Genomic DNA, 18,450 nt, shown 5'->3' on the forward strand with positions numbered 1-18,450 from the left:
AAAAAGAGTTGTCTTCAAGTTCCAATATATTTTCACCTTAGCGCTCTAAAAGTAACTTTAGACATACCACAGTCATTTGAGACCAAAAGACAACTAAAAGATGGCACTTTTTTAGTTTCTTGTCCCGCTGCAAGCGGGCCCATGACTATACTTCACGCACACATCCCCTCCATATGGGTTTTCGCGGCATCCGCCCTCGTTATTTGCCGGGTTTGAAGATACCGAGCAATATGAATTGGGTCCACCGCCATCAGAATTCGCCACCGCATTCTCCAACGCCACTTCTGTCTCCGCAAACACCGCTTCGGTGCCACTAATGCCTACCTGCCATCCGGCCACCATCAAAAACGCAACTGCTCCTAGGACAGCCATCCATCTTTTGGATTGATTGACTAATTTTTCCATACTATTTTTGGGTTTAATGTGAAAATTGATTGTATGGTATCGAAAGTGAGAAAAAAAAACCCAATTATACAAGTAATCAGTAAGTTATTTTTAATTTATATTACAATTAATCGCAGTTAAGCTATATTACATCCAGTTAATGCTTGATTTTGATTACCGAGTAACAGCGTAACACAGTAGGCAAGGGGGTGTACCTACCGGCATTTACTGAGCGGTATGCGCTAATTGGAGTCATCCAAATAACCGTACCAATCTTTCGCCCGACCGGGAGCAGCCTGCTCCCCCAACCAAGCAAGTGTCGATTCCACGCCATCCCTCCCATGCTCCCTATACAGCTCCCACCATAGCGAGGACCAAAACAGGGGCGCATGGGAAACTGCACTGCTTTGATTTGTTGTACTTCCTCCTACGCAAGACCCACACCAAAGAAATCGGCAACCCGCTCGGTCAAAAATGCCACCCCTGCGGGGTTTGCCACAGCTTGGATTCTTGATGGCTATAACCCTTTCATCCCTTTGGGATTTATAACCTATTTAATCTTGGATGGCATGATTATTCGGTGTTACCAAAATCTCCTAATAAAGGCACCGATTAAAATACTCCCAGTCCCCCAATCCCGAAGGGATGGCAGTATTATAGAACACCGGAAATACGAAGATAAAAAACCCCGAAAGGGTGATATATATGCTAACGGACGGAATTTGGATTTAATATGCGCCAATTGGGTAGGTTGAAACTGCATCTGCACCATGCAACAAAATACGTAACTTAAGGAGTATTCTTATTTCACCCTTCCCTTTTCAGTGAGGATTCTGACGACTTCCTCCTCCTGCAATTTAACGATTTTGGCAATTTTGGGCACGTCAAACCCCTCATCAAAAAGGCTGACGATAACCTCGGTTTTCTCCTCAAGCTTGCCCTTCTGAATTCCAATCTGTTCTCCTTCAATCTTGCCCTCCGATTTGCCTTTTTCAATAAGCATGGTGTAGGTTGTCATGATTTTTTCTTTTAGAGGTTCGGGAATTGATCGTATTGTCTCGCCTAACTGGGCCTCGGTAATTTCGGAAACATTCAATGCATATACAACGCTCAAAGAATGCCACAGCCCTTTCCGAATCGGAGAATGACTCCCTAACAAAGAGGTCGTGAAGGTTGTGGAATCGCTTTGCCATCCTACAAGATAATAAAAAGTGCCCTTTTGTAATATATCTCATGTACTATTGATGGCAATAAAAGGGAATTTTAGAGGATGATTGCCCTATTGAAGGATCCCCTTTTGCCCCAGTAGAGAAGTCATCGCTATTAGCTTGGATGGGGAAATTCCCTGCTTGGCAGCAATCAAAACTTACACCAAAGAAATCGGCAACCCGCTCGGTCAACAATGTCACCCCTGCGGGGTTTGCCACAGCTTGGATTCTTGATGGCTATAACCCTTTCATCCCTTCGGGATTGAGAAGCCGGTTTGAATTGCAAATACATTTTTATCCCATCTTACCAAAAACCTACTGTATCCGGCACCGATTAATACACACCCGATACCCCAATCCCGTAGGCCATATATGACAGCGGATGGATTTACGGGCTTTAGATTTGGATATCTCCGGAGCCGCCCGCCCCAACTACACATAGCTTGTAACTAGACAGCTATTATACGTTAACCTACCTATCCAGAGGCATCTGCCATGCTGAATAGTACGCCAGGAACCCCCTTACACCCTAGGATAACCGATACTACTTCATGCGCACCGAGATATCTCCCATGGACCGCACGTAAACCTGAATGCCCTCTTCGGTCACGTAGATGCCCTGCACTTCCAGCTCGGGGCTTACCAGCGAAAAATCTGCAAAGCCCGTCTGCCAGCTGCCCAACTCCCGGAGCTCCCTTCTTGCTTCCGCCAGGTAATCTCCGATGGGAAAAACCGCCTGCTTTTCGATCGCCGAACGGATCTTGCCTCCCTTGAGCCAATTGGCGCTGTTGGTAAGAAAATGCTGGGTTTTTAGATCAAAATCCACTTCCTCAAAAACGACCGCCTGCTTTTCCTCGTCATACACGGGCATCCCCACCAAGTAAAGCTCCCCTTTCACATCCTTCTTCCGGGTGCGTTTTGCGGTAAACTCCATCCTAACCAGCGCGCGGTCACCGTAAGCCTGCGTCGCAAAGGAATGCGGAATAAGCGTCGTCCGGTTGTCGACCCGAAAGGCATTGCCCACCATTTCCTCCTGAAGGTACTGATCCATCCACGCGTAGGAAAGTGCCAAGGGGAGCGTGATGACTGCCCTGCTCTCCTCCCGGTCGTTGGGATACACCCTGGGCAGTGGGCTCTTGGGACGTGCTGCCGGTGGGTTCAACTGACTGAACACTTCGCCGTCTATACCCAAATGTAGTAGCAGCTGCTGGTCCTCGGTAAACTGCTCGCGGATCATCACCCGCTCGGGTACCGCGGTCAAAAAAAGCGACAATCCCTTACTTTGCAGGGCGATGGGCTCGCTATAAGCTTCCCACGCTTGCTCTGCTATGCGCCGCAAGTCTAGGCTGGCGAGCAGGTTGGAGGCTAGCTTCCGTTCCAGCATGTTTCCAAGCTGCTGCTTCATGATCGGCTCCAGGTCCAGCGAATAGCCCAACAGGTCATAACGCAGGGATCTGCCCCAACTTTCTACTTCCAATTCGTTGATCTCCACCTCCCAGTTTTCACCCAAATGCGGACGAAAACTGACCTGTGGCGTAAGGGATTCCTTAAAGGGCACCCCCGCCGATACTACCTGCCCAAAAATGCGCTTCTCCAAGCTCACTTTGCCATCCAAAAAAACCGGAAGGGTAACCCGCAGCTTACCCGATTCGGTGGCTGACAGCCGCAGCAGGCCCGTCTTGAGCACGGTCACATCGGAAAATAGCCCATTGCCGAGGTCAATGCCTTTTTCGGAAAAAAGGCTTTCGCCCAACTGCTCATTCAATTTGCTTTCAAACAGGGAAAGTGGCAGGGCCAGGCGGAGATTGATTTCGGAAACCGCCTTGGGGAGGGGCTGCCGCTCTCCTACATAGGTAGGCTTGGCTGGGTCAATCTTTCGGCAGCCCAACAGGGCCACGATGAGAATACCCGGGAAAATATAGGTTGAAAGTTGTCTAAAACGCATAAATCAAGGTGGGTTATCGGGAGGTCAGTGTCAAAAAACACCGGGTGGCCCCGACCTATCCGTGGATCGTCATGGGCCAAAACTATAACGAAGTTAACACGGAAAAGCGTAAGGGTATAATTTTTTTTCCGCTGGTGAACTCAAATCACCTTCCATTCAGTTGTAGCTATCGTATCAGCAGGCTGTAATGGCCCAAAACACATTGTCCTCATGAGTTGGAAAAAACTGGAAGAACTATCCCAAATCGATCAGTTGATCGAAGAGAGCAAAACGCGGCCGGTGGTGGTTTTCAAACATTCTACGCGCTGTTCGATCAGCAGTATGGCCTGGAGCCGCATCACACGTAGCTGGAAGGAAGAGGACAGCCAAAAGGTAGCTCCCTACTATTTGGACCTAATTGCTTACCGGGGCATCTCCGACGCCATCGCCAGCAGATTTGACGTACCCCATGCCTCGCCACAGGTGATCCTGATAAAAAACGGGGAGGCCGTATACGACACCAGCCACATGGGCATCAGTTACCAAGAACTAATGGATCGGTCCAATTAACCCTGGACCGATTTTTTTTGCCTTTTATTTTTTCCAACCCTTTTTTTAACCTTCCAATGGGATTTTTACCCATTTAAAACAATCTACACCCTTTCTGAAAAGGCTCGTTAAACTTTCATCGGGCTAGCGGTGTCTAACTGGGACAAACAAGACATCAGAAATGAAATCGAGCATGAAGTAGGCATCAAACAACAGAATGACTATTGACCATGCGAGATTCCATGTGACCGCTGAAAAACAATTATAGACACATGAAAATATTTACATTATCTACACTTTTCGTATTCCTTTTTGGTCTACAGATTCTTGAAGCCCAGCAGCGAAGAGCCCCCGGAGGCGATACGCCCATGATCCGTGGGCAGGTGGTAGAGGGTACCACAAAAGATCCACTGATCGGAGCCAATATCCTGATCAAAACCATGGGAGACACCCTGGTGAGCAACACGGTAACCGGCATGGACGGCAAATTTGAGATAGCCTACCCCCGCATGCAATCCTTCAAGCTGGAAATCACCTACGTGGGCTATGAAAAAGTAACCCGTAATATGAGCAGGGGTGTTCCCCTAGACTTGGGGGTAATTGCCATCAGCGAGGATAGCAAGCTGCTGGGAGAGGTGGTGATCCAAGGGGAGGCCGCAGTGGGCGAAATGAGAGGCGATACCGCCGTGTTTAATGCCAATGCATTCAAAACCCGCGAAAATGCCATGGCGGAAGACCTCATTGGAAAACTGCCAGGCGTGACGATCGAAAACGGGCAGGTGCAGGCACAAGGCGAACAGGTACAACGCATCCTGGTAGATGGCCGGGAGTTTTTCGGCAACGACCCCTCCATTGCCCTGCGCAACCTTCCCGCAGACATGATCGAGAGTGTGCAGGTACTCGATCAGCGCTCCGACCAGTCCCGCCTCACCGGACTGGATGACGGCAACTACGCTAAAACGATCAATATTATCACCAAAGGCAATATGCGCAATAGCCACTTTGGCCGTGTTTACGCCGGGTATGGTTCCGATGACCGGTATTCCCTTGGTGGCAATATCAATTTTTTCAAAGGCGCCAAACGATTCTCGATCATCGGGCTATTCAACAACGTCAACCAACAAAACTTCTCCTCTGACGACCTACTGGGTGTCACCAGCGGTGCCATGGGCGGCGGTGGCCGACGAGGTGGAGGCGGTGGAAGACCCGGCGGTGGCGGTGGTGGTCCCGGAGGCGGAGGCGGCAACTTTGCCGTAGCGCAAAACAACGGTATCGTGACTACAAACTCCCTGGGGCTAAATTACAGCGACAAATGGGGCGAAAAAATAAACTTTACCGGCAGCTACTTCTATAACGACACAGACAATGCGGTGCTGGATATCACCAACCGCGAGACTATCCTGAGCGAACAGCAGCGACAGTTCTATCAGGAAAACCAACTTTCCTCGATCAACAACCGAAACCACCGGATGAACGGTATGATCGAATACGACATCAACGATAAAAATGCCCTGATCCTCCGTCCCTCGCTTAGTTTTCAAAACAACAGCCGCTACAGTGACTTGGACGGGTTAAACCTGAATAGCGCACTGGACCCGCTGAGTGCCACCAGAACGACTACCGAAAACGAAACCCAGGGGTATAACCTGTCCAACTCCCTAACCTACCGGTATAAATTTGAGAAAAAGGGAAGAACGCTCTCTACCGACGTGTTTACTGCTCTCAACAAGCGCGACCAACTCACGGATCTAATCGCTGCAAACAGGGACTATGTACGTTCTACGCAAGACACGCTCATCCAAGAAACAACCGCTCTATCCGACGGATTCAATTACAACATCAACCTGACCTATACCGAACCCATCTCCGAGCGATCGGTAGCTACTGCCCGGTATTCCTTCGGAAACAACAAGAGCGCCGCGGACCAAAAAACCTTCCAGCTCGCCAACGAGCAAGGCATCATGGTGTTGGACACCGCACTGAGCAACGAATTTGACAATCGCTTCTTTACCCAGCGGGCAGGTTTGGGATACATGTATAGCCACAAGGGCTTCAATGCCAACGTCAGTATGGACTACCAATACGCTGTGTTGGACAACGACATCGTTTTCCCCCAAGAGGGCAATGTGTACCGGGATTTCCGCAACTTCCTGCCTACTGCCGTGATCAATTACCGAACCGAAAAAGGCATCAGTTACCGGTTCAGGTACCGCACTCGAACACAGGAACCCAGCGTAAACCAACTTCAAAATGTCATCAACAACAACAACCCACTTAACCTAACAGTGGGTAACCCCGAGTTGGCACAGGCCTTCAACAACACCTTTTTTCTGAACATGTCGAAGGTGGATATGGAGAAAAACAAAACCCTCTTTATGTTCCTGTTTGCCTCCATCACCGACAACTTCGTGGGCACAAACACCTTCGTAGCGACCCAAGACACCTTGATCAACAACGAGGTCCTGCTTCGGAGCGGTGGACAGATTACCCGGCCTGTAAACCTAAACGGACAGTGGATGACCCGCTTTTTCGTGAACTATGGGACCAGCATCCCCAAGCTGAAAACCAAGGTTAATTTCAACCCAGGCTTGAGCTACGGACGCACCCCCGGCATCATCAACGGACAGATGAATGTAAACGAAAACTTCGACTTCCGTGGTGGCGTGACCCTGGCCAGCAACATCAGCAAAGACGTCGACTTCACACTGTCAACCAACGGTACCTACACCGTGGTAAACAGCAGCCTGCAAAGCAACCTGGATAACAACTACTACATCCAAAGCAGCAACCTACGGTTTTACTATTCCCCCAACGACGGCAAGTTGTTCATCGCCAACAGTGCCAACAACATGCTGTATAGGGGTCTCTCCGAAGGGTTGGACCAGTCGGTATGGCTTTGGAACATAGAGGCCGGCTACCGGTTTATGAAAAACAACAAAGCCGAGCTGAAGCTGTTTGTGTTCGATGTACTGAGCCAAAACAACGCCATCTCGCGAACCGTATCCGATGTGGCCATCACAGACGTTTTCTCAAATGTCCTGACCCGATACGGCATGCTTAGCTTCACTTACATCATCGGCAACTTCAAGAAAGCCGAGGAAGCACCTGGCCAAGGAGGATTTGGCCCCGGAATGCGACCTGGTGGAGGTGGAGGCATGCGACCTGGCGGCGCCAGAAGTTGGTAAGCATTTTTTTACTCTCTTATATATCGAAAAAGGGGGCTGCTCATCACGAGTCAGCCCCCCTTTTTTTTTGCAAGATTCACCTACAACGCTGCCAGTCAAGAATAAAAATTTCCTACCTGCTAGACCAGCGCCATCCAAGCGACCCTTTGATGAAAGCCTTTCGGAGTAACCAGGGCTTTGCCATTGGATCAATCTCCAAAAGAGACACCCATTCCCTTGGCCGCCCGGACCAGAAACCCTTCCGGATCCACGTGGTTGTAGCTTTGGGTGGCTTCTGCCAGCTCCACAGAGACAATGGTGTTGTTTTGAAACGAAACCATCCTGCCAAAGGCTCCTTCAAGGACCAACTCAAACGCCTTGACCCCAAACAAGGTGGCCAATACCCGGTCAAAAGCCACCGGAGTGCCTCCACGCTGTACATGGCCCAGGACCGTCTCCCGAATCTCCTGCTTGCAGCCAATGGCTTTTAATTGACGTGCCAACTCAAAGGCCACCCCACCTAGCCGCACGTGCTCGGAGCCTTCTTCTCCTGCCGAGAAAGTAAGGGTACCATCTTTGGCTTTGGCTCCTTCTGCGATGACGATGTTGATAAAGCCACGGCCTTTTTCATAGCGGTCACTGATCCGCTTTAAAACCTTATGAACATCGTAGGGGATTTCCGGAATAAGGCAAATTTCGGCGCCGCCGGCGATGGCGGTATGCAGCGCAATCCAGCCGGCATCCCTTCCCATGACCTCCATAATCATGACCCGGTGGTGGCTTTCCGCCGTGGTTACCAGCTTATCAAAACTGTCGGTGGCAATCTGCACGGCAGTCTGGAACCCGAAGGTCATGTCGGTACCCCGCAGGTCGTTATCGATGGTCTTCGGCACGCCGATAATCGGGATGCCGTGGCGGTGCAAGGCTTCGGATATCTTTTGGGAGCCGTCACCCCCTATATTGATCACCGCGTCAAAACCCAGCTCGCGGATCCGGGCGGCTACCCGGTCGGTGATGTCGTGAAAAATGATCTGACCCTGTTCGTCTTTAACGGGATACATCAAGGGATTTCCCTTATTGGTGGTCTTTAGGATGGTACCTCCCCGAACGTGAATACCGGCTGTCTTAGACCGGGTCAGTTTGACGACCTCAGGGGGGTCGCGCATGATTCCGCTGAGTGCCTCGATACTGCCATATACCTCCCAGCCCTTTTCCTGTTTGGCACGCTTATAAATTCCCCGGATGACTGCATTCAGACCGGGGCAATCACCCCCTCCGGTACTTATCAGTATTTTTTTCATAATCGGTTGTAGATATCCAAAGATACACATATTTAAAAATATACGGGATCCCTGCCCATCAAATCCCCTATTCGATTGGAATATACAGCGATTCGGACTAATTTTGCCCATCCAAAAATAAGCCTTATGTTTGGGGCGGCTGAGACCGACTGCCAGGCATGCCATCGATGGTTAGGGCACCAAAGATACAAATTAGCGTACATCCAAATGGAAAGAGATCAGGTAATATTTGACCTAATTGCAAAAGAAGAAGACAGACAACGGCGGGGAATCGAACTGATCGCCTCCGAAAACTTTACCAGCAAACAGGTCATGGAGGCTGCGGGCAGTGTGTTGACCAACAAATATGCAGAAGGTCTTCCCAATAAACGATACTACGGAGGTTGTGAGGTGGTAGACGAAATCGAGCAGCTTGCCATTGACCGTGCCAAGGAACTTTTTGGAGCTACTTGGGCCAATGTGCAGCCGCACTCCGGAGCTCAGGCCAATGCGGCGGTTTTTTTGGCCTGCCTACAGGCGGGAGATGCCATACTTGGCTTTGACCTTTCGCATGGCGGACACCTCACCCACGGGTCACCGGTAAACTTTTCTGGCAAACTATACCAGCCTAATTTCTACGGGGTGGAGCAGGAAACCGGCCTGATTGACTACGACAAAGTGGCTGCAAAAGCCCGTGAGGTAAAACCCAAACTATTAATATGTGGCGCCTCAGCCTACAGCAGGGACTGGGACTACGAGCGCCTTCGTGAAATTGCCGACGAAGTGGGTGCTATCCTTTTGGCGGATATTTCGCACCCCTCCGGACTTATAGCCAAGGGCTTGTTAAACGACCCGCTCGATTATTGCCATATTGTAACTACTACCACGCACAAGACACTACGAGGTCCTCGTGGTGGTCTTATATTGATGCGGGAAGATTTCGACAACCCTTTTGGACTTACTACGCCGAAAGGCGAACTGCGAAAGATGTCTTCCCTATTGGACTCCGGTGTATTCCCCGGAACCCAAGGTGGACCGCTGGAGCACATCATTGCTGCCAAAGCGGTGGCCTTTCAGGAAGCCCTTTCGGACGAGTACATGCACTACATCCTACAGGTGAAGAAAAATGCTGCCGTGATGGCGGAATCCTTCGTGGCCAAAGGCTATGAAATCATCTCTGGAGGCACGGACAACCACCTCATGCTGATCGATCTGCGAAACAAAGACCTGACCGGCAAACTGGCTGAAGAGACGCTCGGCAAAGTAGACATCACCATCAATAAAAACATGGTGCCCTTCGATACCCGTTCCCCATTCGTCACCTCCGGCATGCGCATCGGCACGGCTGCCGTTACCACCCGAGGATTGAAAGAAGACGATATGCGTAAGATTGTGGATCTGATCGATAGAGCCCTTTCCAACCATCAGGACGAGTCACTCCTTGCCGATATCAAGCAGCAAGTGAACGAGTGGATGGTTCAATTTCCCTTGTACTAAACGACTAACGAGCGCACGTGGCACTGGATCAATACAAAGACGACGAGGAAGAAGAGGGCATGTCCTTCTTGGACCACCTGGAGCAGCTTCGCTGGCACCTGCTTCGGTCTATTTCGGCCATCCTTATCTTTATGGTGGCCGCATTTCTATCCAAAAGTTTTGTGTTTGGGATAGTCATCTTAGGTCCATCCAAGATTGACTTCATCACTTACCGGGTACTATGCCAAATCTCTGACGCATTGTCCATACCAGCCCTGTGCATACAGGAGCTGCCCTTTATCATTCAGAGCCGGCAGATGACCGGGCAGTTTTCGATGCACATCACCTCCAGTCTGATAGTGGGGCTTATTGTAGCTTTTCCCTATGTATTTTGGGAAGTGTGGAGGTTTATCTCTCCGGGTCTCTACGACAAAGAACGAAATGCCGCCCGTGGAGCCGTGTTCTTCGTAAGCTTGCTGTTTTTCATGGGCGCTGCTTTTGGGTACTTTATCCTCGCCCCACTTTCTATCAATTTCCTATCGAACTACCAACTGGATCCATCCATTGCCAACGAGTTTGACATCACCTCGTATATTTCAACCCTAGCCATGTTGGTGCTGGCGTCGGCGGTGATGTTCCAATTGCCGATCGTAATTTACTTTCTGACCAAGGCAGGCTTGGTGAGCTCTGTTCTACTCAAAACCTACCGCAGGCATGCTATCGTAGGTATCCTTGTGGTATCTGCCTTGATCACTCCACCGGACGTCATTAGTCAGATTCTGATTGCGATGCCCATATTGGTACTGTATGAGGCGGGCATATTTATCGCCAAGCGACTGGAGCGTCAGCAGCGGGAAGAAGAACTGAAAAACGATTATTAACTTCCATCATGTCTGAAATCATAGCCATAGGCGGCGATCATGCCGGATTTGAATACAAGCAGCGACTCATTGAAGTCCTCGAAAAAAAAGGGTACCAGCTTCGGGATTTTGGACCCAGTTCCGATGCTTCGGTGGACTATCCCGACTATATTCACCCGCTTTGCAACAGCATAGAGGCTGGACAGCACCAACGCGGCATCATCATCTGCGGCAGCGGAAACGGCGTAGCGATCACCGCAAACAAACACCAAGGGATTCGAGCGGCCATTTGTTGGAACGAAGACTTGGCCGCCCTGTCCCGTCAGCACAACGACGCCAATCTCATCTCCATCCCGGCTCGATTTGTAGCATTTGATCTGGTCGTCCGAATGGTAGAAATTTTCCTGACGACGGACTTTGAAGGAGGGCGGCATGCCACCCGGGTGAATAAGATCCCCTGTTAACGCTGCAAGCTATCGAATAAACATCCTACGAGAGGCCGCTTCCTGAAACGGCCTCTTTATTTTTTTAACCGGTACCGAAGTTCCCCATCCAGTTCATAGAGCGCTTTAATTTGAGGGAAATAAGGCAGTAATTCGCCAAAGATCCCCTCTTCATCGATTACCCATTCGGGCCTTTCCTCTATAAAAAAGCGGTTGATCTTCGCCATGCTTTCAAAGCTTCCCCTGTCAGAAAGGTAGGGCTTGGCCATGGCAAAGTTCAGATAGGGAGTGGCCAAGGAAGCATGACGGTAATACCCCAGATCCCTACCCAATACCAGCACGGACGCCCCTTGGGTGAATTCGTATGCTGGCCCGTCCTTGACGGCATATTCGTAGAAAGTCGGGTCGTTTTGTTTGTAAAACAACCAGCTAATTCCTATAAACGGCGTACCCAAAAACAGCACATAAAAAAGCATCGATTGTAGAAAGGGCTTACGAATAGACACCAAATAATGAACGGTATAGAAGGTAAATACCGGTATGAGCCCCAAGAATTGGTATCCAATCGTACGATTGGCCAAGAAAACGGTGAAGGAGGCGCATACCAGGTACAAGATCATCAACTGATTTTGCTTTTGCTGGTTGATGTAGAGTTTTTTGACCAGCAGGATAGCAAAGAAACCCAACGTAGAAAGCAGCAGGGGCAGAAAAAAAACAAAAGCCAATTCACCTAAGCTGGTATGAACCAGCCCGTCGATTTTGCGCGAGGCCAGTACAAATTCGACAAAAAACTCCTCCAACCCATCAATCCAGAAAAAATACACCGCCACCAGCGCAAAAGGTAAGAGGTAAGCTGTAACGGATAAAAGCAGTTGCTGAAAGTTAAATCCCCCGATGACGATACCAAACAGCACCATCAGAGGCAGAAATACCACCAAGGGAAAGTGAAAGCACAGGGCGATCCCGCCAAACAGGCCCAGCAACAGGATAGACTCCGTGGAATTCTTATTCACCGCGGTCTGTGAAAACAACTGCCCAAAAGCCAACAAGATAAACGTATTGCCCAGCAGGCTGGGGGAAAGAATCAGGAAATCATAAGACAAATGAAAAAACAACAGCATAACAATTGCCGGCAGGTAAGTGTTCTCCTTGTAGGTTTTGAAACGGATAAAGAGAACATTGAGGTACAATACCTGAAAGAAGATCACCATGGCTGCTAACAGGTGGTGCGCAGCGGGAGACCTGCCAAAAAGCACATGCAGCAGCCCGTAGGTAAGGGCGGAAAAAGGACCTGTATCATCCATGATCCCTCCATACATCGGGAACCCATCTGCGATGCGCTCTCCAATAATCAGCCATACCATTTCAGGTTGGATCAGGGGCATACCGATCAGGTAGTAAGGCACCCTAAAAAGCCCTAGGAACAGCAGGATTCCAACCAGCCTAAATGGATCATTTAATTTGAAAAATTGCAGCAAGGGAACCGTATGGTTGATTTGAAGGATACGAAATTAAGCGTTAAGGATATAATTCACTAAATTTGTCCTAACTTTATTATCATGGAAAGCAAAAGACAGTTGAAGTACTCAAAACTTATCCAAAAAGAGCTGGGGGATATTTTTCAGCGGGAATCCCGGTCCCTGATCGGAAACGCCATGGTGACGGTGACCAGGGTACAGATGAGCCCTGATTTGAGCGTAGCCAAGGTGTACCTGAGCTTTCTCAATGCCGACAACCAAGTGCTTTTTGACAAGATCAATTCGGCAAAAAAATCGATCCGGGGTGGTTTGGGAAAGCGGATCGGTAAGTCTGTCCGCATCACGCCAGAGATTGCTTTTTTCTTGGATGAATCCGCAGCCTACGCCCAACATATGGATGGGGTGATTTCCAAACTGGACATCCCCGAGGCCTCGGACGAGGACGAGGACGATGAGGAAGAAGAAGAAGCATAACCAAGGTCTTATTGTACAAAGCATTTGAATCTCTCCTTCTTCATAGCGGCCAGGTACTTCCGGAGTAAAAAGAAACGGAACTTCATCACGGTACTCTCCCGGATCTCCATGATAGGAGTCGCCGTGGGCACCATGGCGTTGGTCATCGTGCTATCGGTGTTCAACGGGCTGGAGGATCTCATCAAAAGCCTGTATGCGTCCTTTGACGCGGAGTTAAAAGTCGAAGCCAGCAGGGGTAAGTCCTTTGAGGTAACCGAGGAATGGCTGGAAAGCATCCGCCAAACGCCGGGCGTGGAAGTGCTCACCGAGGTGATTGAAGACAATGCGCTGTTCCGCTTCGGCGAAAACCAACTGGTAGCCACCATCAAGGGCGTATCGGACAATTTCCTCGAGCAAGGGAGATTTGAAAAAGGCCTATTTGCCGGAGAAATGTCCCTCGGAACGGATACCAAGCCTTTTGCGCTGGTAGGAAGAGGCGTTTCCTACTACCTATTGATCGACTTGGAAAACGAATTTGACCTCTTGCAGGCCTATTACCCCAAAGCGCCGCGCGCAGGCAGCATCGACCCTAGCAGCATGTATAACCGGGAAATGCTGCGCCCTGTGGGAATTTTCAGCATTGAAAAACAGTTTGACGACGAATACATCATCGTGCCTCTGGACTTTGCTCGGCGCCTGATGAACTACGGCGACAAGCGGACGGCCCTGGAGCTCAAGGTGAGTCCCGGCTACGATATCAAGAAAGTAAAGCGTACGCTCCGCACCCAGCTTGGCGAGGAGTTTACTGTCAAAGACACCGACGAGCAGCACGCTAGTTTGCTCATGACCATCCGATTGGAAAAACTCTTTGTATTTATTACCCTCACTTTTATCCTAGCCGTGGCCTCGTTCAATATTTTCTTTTCCCTTAGTATGTTGGCCATCGAAAAGAAGAAAGACATTGCGGTCCTCTTTGCGATGGGGGCTACCCGTAAATTGATCAAAACCATTTATATAAAAGAAGGCGCTATCATCGCTCTGTCCGGTGCGCTGATCGGGCTGGTGGTGGGTTTTGTGGTCTGCTGGCTACAGGACACCTTTGGTATCGTGTCCCTTGGCGTCACCTCCTCTGTCGTAGACAGCTACCCCGTAAAGATGCAGCTCAGCGATTTTTTGTTTACCAGCCTGAGCGTGATCATCATTACCTTTTTGGCCTCCTACAGGCCGGCACTGATCGCCTCTAAGGTCCGCACAGTGGACCACCTCTAGTGCCAAATAATACCCCCGGCATGGAGGAATGTTTAATTTATTATGTAATTTGCAAACTGGTTAATTTCGAGAATCCGTGATTTTTTCAGATTCTGACCGTAATAGCACATTATCATGAAAGTTTCTGCTGAAAAGCCGTTCAAGATTATTTACGCCCTCTTCAACCACGAATTCCTGGGAATTCTGTTTGAATCCTATGCGGTACAGTTGGATGAAAAGGGGCGGCTTTCGTTTGCCTACCAGAACATTTCCTATCAAAATGCAGCGGAATTTGCCAATGAACTGGACGAGGCAGATTACGAACTCATCCGCCTGATGGACAGCATGCAGCAGGAAGCCATAGTCAAAAAATTCAATAGCAAAAACGTCAAACCCAAAGATTTCCTGCGTAAGATTTACGAAGAGCAACCGCAGAGCGCCTATAGCAAAGAAACCCAAAAACTCATTGAAAATCGACTGGAAATCACCCGGGCGAAGATCCTAAACCTTCTGGGAGGTAAACGGCTTTTTGAAACCGGTAGCGATGGAAACCCCGCGTGGAAGGAGATTGAAATCCTCCCTGAAAAAGCCACGGTCCTATTCCACTTTCGCCGAAACGAAGAAAACACACACTACTTTCCCACGCTGAAATACGGCGATGAAAAGCTGGACTGGCAATACCGTGGTGGCTTCCTCATCTGCAAGGAACCTGCGTGGCTGGTGGTAAATGGCAAACTCTACAGCTTTGAGAAAAACGTGGATGGAAAGAAGCTAGCCCCTTTCCTGAATAAGAAATTTATCGTAATCCCCCGAAAGATGGAGGAGGACTACTACCGCAAGTTCGTCACCCAGCTGGTAGCCTCGTTTGATGTATTTGCAAAGGGTTTCGATATTAAGGTTGACCGATCCAAACCGGATCCGCAACTGATACTTAGCGACCTACCTGGAAGCCCAACCACCGATCTGTTTGGAAAGAAAATCGAGGTGGAAGACGAAGAGAAGCTGGTTTTTGACCTGCGTTTTCAATATGGGTCAAATTCCTACCGGGCAGATCAGCTGACCACGACCAACGTAGCCTTGGAAAAACAGGGCGATGAATACACCTTTCACAAGATCATTCGGAACCTAGTAGTGGAAGCAGACATCTGTGAATTTTTCAAAAGCCGGGGCCTGTCGTTCCGCAACGGAAAGATCGCGATGTCCAAACGGGTGGCTTACGAATGGGTGCTCGTTCATAAAGAATCCATGGACGAACTGGGCATCACCCTGATACAGTCCAATACAGATAAGAATAAGCGCTACTTTATCGGCAAAACCAACATCTCCATTCGTATTTCAGAAAAAATAGATTGGTTTGACGTAGAAGCCATGGTCACTTTTGGCGACTACGAGATCCCGTTTAAGAAATTCCGGAAAATGCTGCTCAATGGGCGCACGGAGATCGAACTGCCCAATAAGGAAATCGCCATTATCCCCAAATCTTGGTTTGCTAATTACGGGGAGATTTTTTCCTTCATGGAAGAAGAGGAAGCCAATGCTGGCAATCTGAAACTAAAAAAACATCACATAGCCTTGGCCCAGGAGCTTCAAAAATCCAACTTGGTGAAACTGTCACTGGGCGAACGACTGGCCAGACTCAAAGATTTCACCGAGTTTGAAGACTACGAACTTTCACGGTATTTCAAAGGCAAGCTGAGACCCTACCAGAAAGCAGGGTACAACTGGCTTCGCTTCCTGAACGAATACCAGTTTGGTGGCTGCCTGGCCGACGACATGGGTCTGGGCAAGACGGTACAGACCCTAGCCCTACTGGCCCACCAAAAGGAATTTTCCGAAGGCTCTACCTCCCTGCTTGTGATGCCCACCTCCCTGATATACAACTGGGAGTTGGAAGCCCGCAAATTTACCCCTAAACTCAAGATTCTGGTATACACAGGGAGTCAACGGGTAAAGGACGTGGAGCAGTTTAGCCGGTACGACCTGGTGCTTACCTCTTACGGCATCACCCGCATTGACATCGATATCCTACAGGGCTTTCTGTTCAACTACGTAATCCTGGATGAATCACAGGCAATCAAAAACCCTGAAAGCATTATATCGAAATCTGTGATTCAGCTTAAAAGCCATTACAGACTGATACTCACCGGTACACCCGTGGAAAACGGCACCATGGACCTTTGGTCTCAGGTAAACTTTATAAATCCCGGCCTGCTGGGATCGAGAGGCAGCTTCAAAAAACAGTTTCTACTGCCCATAGAGAAAAAAGGAGACATGGATAAGACCCAGAAACTCCAAGCCATGATCAAGCCGTTCATTTTACGCAGACTCAAAACGCAGGTAGCCACAGACCTTCCGGAAAAGGTAGTGAACGTCAAGTACTCCACCATGTCGAAAGATCAGGCTAAAATTTACGAGGAGACCAAAGAGTATTACCGGGAAAAGATCATGGACGAAACATCGCTTCCCGGTTTTTCCAGAAATTCCTTTACCCTGCTTCGTGGGCTGACCCAACTGCGACAGATCGCCAACCATCCTAAGCTGACCGACGAAGGCTATATCGGAGACTCCGGCAAATTGGAGGACATCACCCACATGATCGCTTCCACGGCCAGTGAAGGACACAAGGTTCTGATTTTTAGCCAATTTGTAAAACACCTTACCATTATCCGGGAGGTCTTGGACAAAGCGCATATTCAATACGCCTATTTGGATGGCAGCACCAAGGACCGACAGGCACAGGTGACTTCCTTTCAGCAGAACGAGGATATCAAGGTGTTTCTCATCTCCCTCAAGGCTGGCGGCGTGGGGCTCAACCTAACCAAAGCGGAATACGTGTTCCTGTTGGATCCTTGGTGGAACCCTGCCGTGGAAGCGCAGGCAATAGACCGGGCACATCGCATCGGGCAGGAAAACAAGGTGATCATCTACAAATTCATCACCAAAGACTCCGTGGAGGAAAAAATCATGGCCCTTCAAGAGCGAAAGATGGCCCTGGCGGGTGAACTGATCCACACGGAAGAGAGCTTCATCAAAAGCCTTAACAGCGAGGATATTTCCGCGCTACTATCCTAATATTCCTATCCAACGAATAATCCATGCAAACAGCGATTATGATCATTCAGTGCAGAGACGACAAGGGAATCGTCGCTGCGGTATCGGATTTCCTATTCAGATACAATGGCAACATCATCGAAGTGGACCAACACATAGACGAAGAGATCGGTGACTTCTTCATGAGGGCCGAATGGGAATTGGAAAGCTTTGCCATACCAAAAGATCGGATATCCCAAGTGTTCCACGAAGAAGTCGGAAAGCAGTTTTCCATGAATTGTTCGCTGGAGTTCAATACCCCAAAGCCACGGATGGCTATTTTTGTTTCCAAGCTATCGCATTGCCTCTTTGATATCCTCAGCAGGTACTACTCGGGGCAGTTTCAGGTAGAAATTCCCCTGATCATCTCCAACCACACCGACTTGAAACGGGTGGTGAAGGGATTTGGCATTCCGTTTTATCACCTGCCAATCACCAAAGAAAACAAGCAGGAGCAGGAACAGAAACAACTCGAACTATTGGAGGAACATCAGGTAGACTTCGTGGTGCTGGCCAGGTACATGCAGATCCTGAGCGGGGAATTTATCCGCAACTACCCCAATCGCATCATCAACATTCATCATTCCTTCTTACCGGCATTTGTGGGTGCTAAGCCCTACCACGCTGCGCATAAACGAGGAGTAAAAATCATCGGTGCCACCGCCCACTATGTGACCGAAGAACTGGATGCAGGACCTATCATCGAGCAGGATGTGGCCCGTGTGAGGCACCACAACACCGTAGAAGAGATGGTTCAGATGGGCCAAGATGTGGAAAAGGTAGTACTCTCAAGAGCGATCAAATACCACCTGGCCCGCAAGATCCAAGTGGTCGGCAATCGCACCATCATCTTTAACTAAATAGATCGTCCCCTATTTGCCCCAAAACACTTT

14 protein-coding genes are annotated in these 18,450 nt (G+C 49.3%); 9 read left to right on the forward strand and 5 right to left on the reverse strand.

What is annotated here, in order from left to right; all coding sequences use genetic code 11:
* Window positions 1-111: 111 nt before the first annotated feature.
* The 3 genes from JJU34_RS11035 to JJU34_RS11045 all read right to left on the reverse strand — a co-directional run bounded on the left by JJU34_RS11035 (window position 112) and on the right by JJU34_RS11045 (window position 3,537).
* Window positions 112-405, reverse strand: a complete 294-nt coding sequence (locus JJU34_RS11035) for a hypothetical protein (protein ID WP_228692417.1) — start codon at window positions 403-405, stop codon at window positions 112-114.
* 781 nt (window positions 406-1,186) lie between these two features.
* Window positions 1,187-1,402, reverse strand: coding sequence for a hypothetical protein (locus tag JJU34_RS11040; RefSeq protein WP_228692418.1), 216 nt, complete (start codon window positions 1,400-1,402; stop codon window positions 1,187-1,189).
* 734 nt (window positions 1,403-2,136) lie between these two features.
* Window positions 2,137-3,537 (reverse strand): DUF4403 family protein, encoded by a 1,401-nt coding sequence (locus JJU34_RS11045; protein WP_228692419.1) that lies wholly within the window; start codon window positions 3,535-3,537, stop codon window positions 2,137-2,139.
* A 210-nt stretch (window positions 3,538-3,747) separates the two neighbouring features.
* Between JJU34_RS11045 and ytxJ the strand changes: the two genes are divergently transcribed.
* Window positions 3,748-4,086: a bacillithiol system redox-active protein YtxJ gene (gene ytxJ, locus JJU34_RS11050; RefSeq protein ID WP_228692420.1), complete on the forward strand. Its 339-nt coding sequence runs from the start codon at window positions 3,748-3,750 to the stop codon at window positions 4,084-4,086.
* Between the two features lie 251 nt (window positions 4,087-4,337).
* Complete coding sequence (locus JJU34_RS11055; protein WP_228692421.1) at window positions 4,338-7,250, forward strand: TonB-dependent receptor; 2,913 nt, start codon at window positions 4,338-4,340, stop codon at window positions 7,248-7,250.
* A gap of 188 nt (window positions 7,251-7,438) precedes the next feature.
* On the opposite strand, the gene JJU34_RS11060 is transcribed toward JJU34_RS11055, so the two are convergent.
* Complete coding sequence (locus JJU34_RS11060; RefSeq protein ID WP_228692422.1) at window positions 7,439-8,530, reverse strand: ATP-dependent 6-phosphofructokinase; 1,092 nt, start codon at window positions 8,528-8,530, stop codon at window positions 7,439-7,441.
* Window positions 8,531-8,737: 207 nt separating this feature from the next.
* On the opposite strand from JJU34_RS11060, the gene glyA reads away from it, so the two are divergent.
* From glyA to rpiB, 3 genes are read left to right on the forward strand one after another with little or no spacing between them, the layout of a single operon-like run.
* Entirely contained in the window at window positions 8,738-10,006 is a 1,269-nt protein-coding gene (gene glyA, locus JJU34_RS11065) for a serine hydroxymethyltransferase (RefSeq protein ID WP_228692423.1), read from the forward strand.
* Window positions 10,007-10,023: 17 nt separating this feature from the next.
* On the forward strand, window positions 10,024-10,866 hold the full coding sequence (gene tatC, locus JJU34_RS11070) for a twin-arginine translocase subunit TatC (RefSeq protein WP_228692424.1): 843 nt from the start codon (window positions 10,024-10,026) through the stop codon (window positions 10,864-10,866).
* 8 nt (window positions 10,867-10,874) lie between these two features.
* Window positions 10,875-11,309 (forward strand): ribose 5-phosphate isomerase B, encoded by a 435-nt coding sequence (gene rpiB / locus JJU34_RS11075; protein ID WP_228692425.1) that lies wholly within the window; start codon window positions 10,875-10,877, stop codon window positions 11,307-11,309.
* 56 nt (window positions 11,310-11,365) lie between these two features.
* On the opposite strand, the gene JJU34_RS11080 is transcribed toward rpiB, so the two are convergent.
* Entirely contained in the window at window positions 11,366-12,766 is a 1,401-nt protein-coding gene (locus JJU34_RS11080; protein WP_228692426.1) for a hypothetical protein, read from the reverse strand.
* Window positions 12,767-12,847: 81 nt separating this feature from the next.
* On the opposite strand from JJU34_RS11080, the gene rbfA reads away from it, so the two are divergent.
* The 4 genes from rbfA to purU all read left to right on the forward strand — a co-directional run bounded on the left by rbfA (window position 12,848) and on the right by purU (window position 18,417).
* Complete coding sequence (gene rbfA, locus JJU34_RS11085) at window positions 12,848-13,240, forward strand: 30S ribosome-binding factor RbfA (RefSeq protein WP_228692427.1); 393 nt, start codon at window positions 12,848-12,850, stop codon at window positions 13,238-13,240.
* 24 nt (window positions 13,241-13,264) lie between these two features.
* Window positions 13,265-14,488, forward strand: coding sequence for an FtsX-like permease family protein (locus JJU34_RS11090; protein WP_228692428.1), 1,224 nt, complete (start codon window positions 13,265-13,267; stop codon window positions 14,486-14,488).
* Window positions 14,489-14,602: 114 nt separating this feature from the next.
* Window positions 14,603-17,539, forward strand: a complete 2,937-nt coding sequence (locus JJU34_RS11095; protein WP_228692429.1) for a DEAD/DEAH box helicase — start codon at window positions 14,603-14,605, stop codon at window positions 17,537-17,539.
* 23 nt (window positions 17,540-17,562) lie between these two features.
* Window positions 17,563-18,417, forward strand: coding sequence for a formyltetrahydrofolate deformylase (gene purU, locus JJU34_RS11100; protein ID WP_228692430.1), 855 nt, complete (start codon window positions 17,563-17,565; stop codon window positions 18,415-18,417).
* Window positions 18,418-18,450 lie beyond the last annotated feature (33 nt).

The organism is Lunatimonas sp. (assembly GCF_020832325.1).
Taxonomy (GTDB): Bacteria; Bacteroidota; Bacteroidia; order Cytophagales; family Cyclobacteriaceae; genus Lunatimonas.

Coding starts and splice junctions, on each gene's coding strand:
- JJU34_RS11035 (WP_228692417.1), bottom strand. CDS start 405: ATGGAAAAATTAGTCAATCAATCCAAAAGATGGATGGCTGTCCTAGGA.
- JJU34_RS11055 (WP_228692421.1), top strand. CDS start 4,338: ATGAAAATATTTACATTATCTACACTTTTCGTATTCCTTTTTGGTCTA.
- ytxJ (WP_228692420.1), top strand. CDS start 3,748: ATGAGTTGGAAAAAACTGGAAGAACTATCCCAAATCGATCAGTTGATC.
- purU (WP_228692430.1), top strand. CDS start 17,563: ATGCAAACAGCGATTATGATCATTCAGTGCAGAGACGACAAGGGAATC.
- glyA (WP_228692423.1), top strand. CDS start 8,738: ATGGAAAGAGATCAGGTAATATTTGACCTAATTGCAAAAGAAGAAGAC.
- JJU34_RS11045 (WP_228692419.1), bottom strand. CDS start 3,537: ATGCGTTTTAGACAACTTTCAACCTATATTTTCCCGGGTATTCTCATC.
- rpiB (WP_228692425.1), top strand. CDS start 10,875: ATGTCTGAAATCATAGCCATAGGCGGCGATCATGCCGGATTTGAATAC.
- JJU34_RS11095 (WP_228692429.1), top strand. CDS start 14,603: ATGAAAGTTTCTGCTGAAAAGCCGTTCAAGATTATTTACGCCCTCTTC.
- rbfA (WP_228692427.1), top strand. CDS start 12,848: ATGGAAAGCAAAAGACAGTTGAAGTACTCAAAACTTATCCAAAAAGAG.
- JJU34_RS11040 (WP_228692418.1), bottom strand. CDS start 1,402: ATGACAACCTACACCATGCTTATTGAAAAAGGCAAATCGGAGGGCAAG.
- JJU34_RS11060 (WP_228692422.1), bottom strand. CDS start 8,530: ATGAAAAAAATACTGATAAGTACCGGAGGGGGTGATTGCCCCGGTCTG.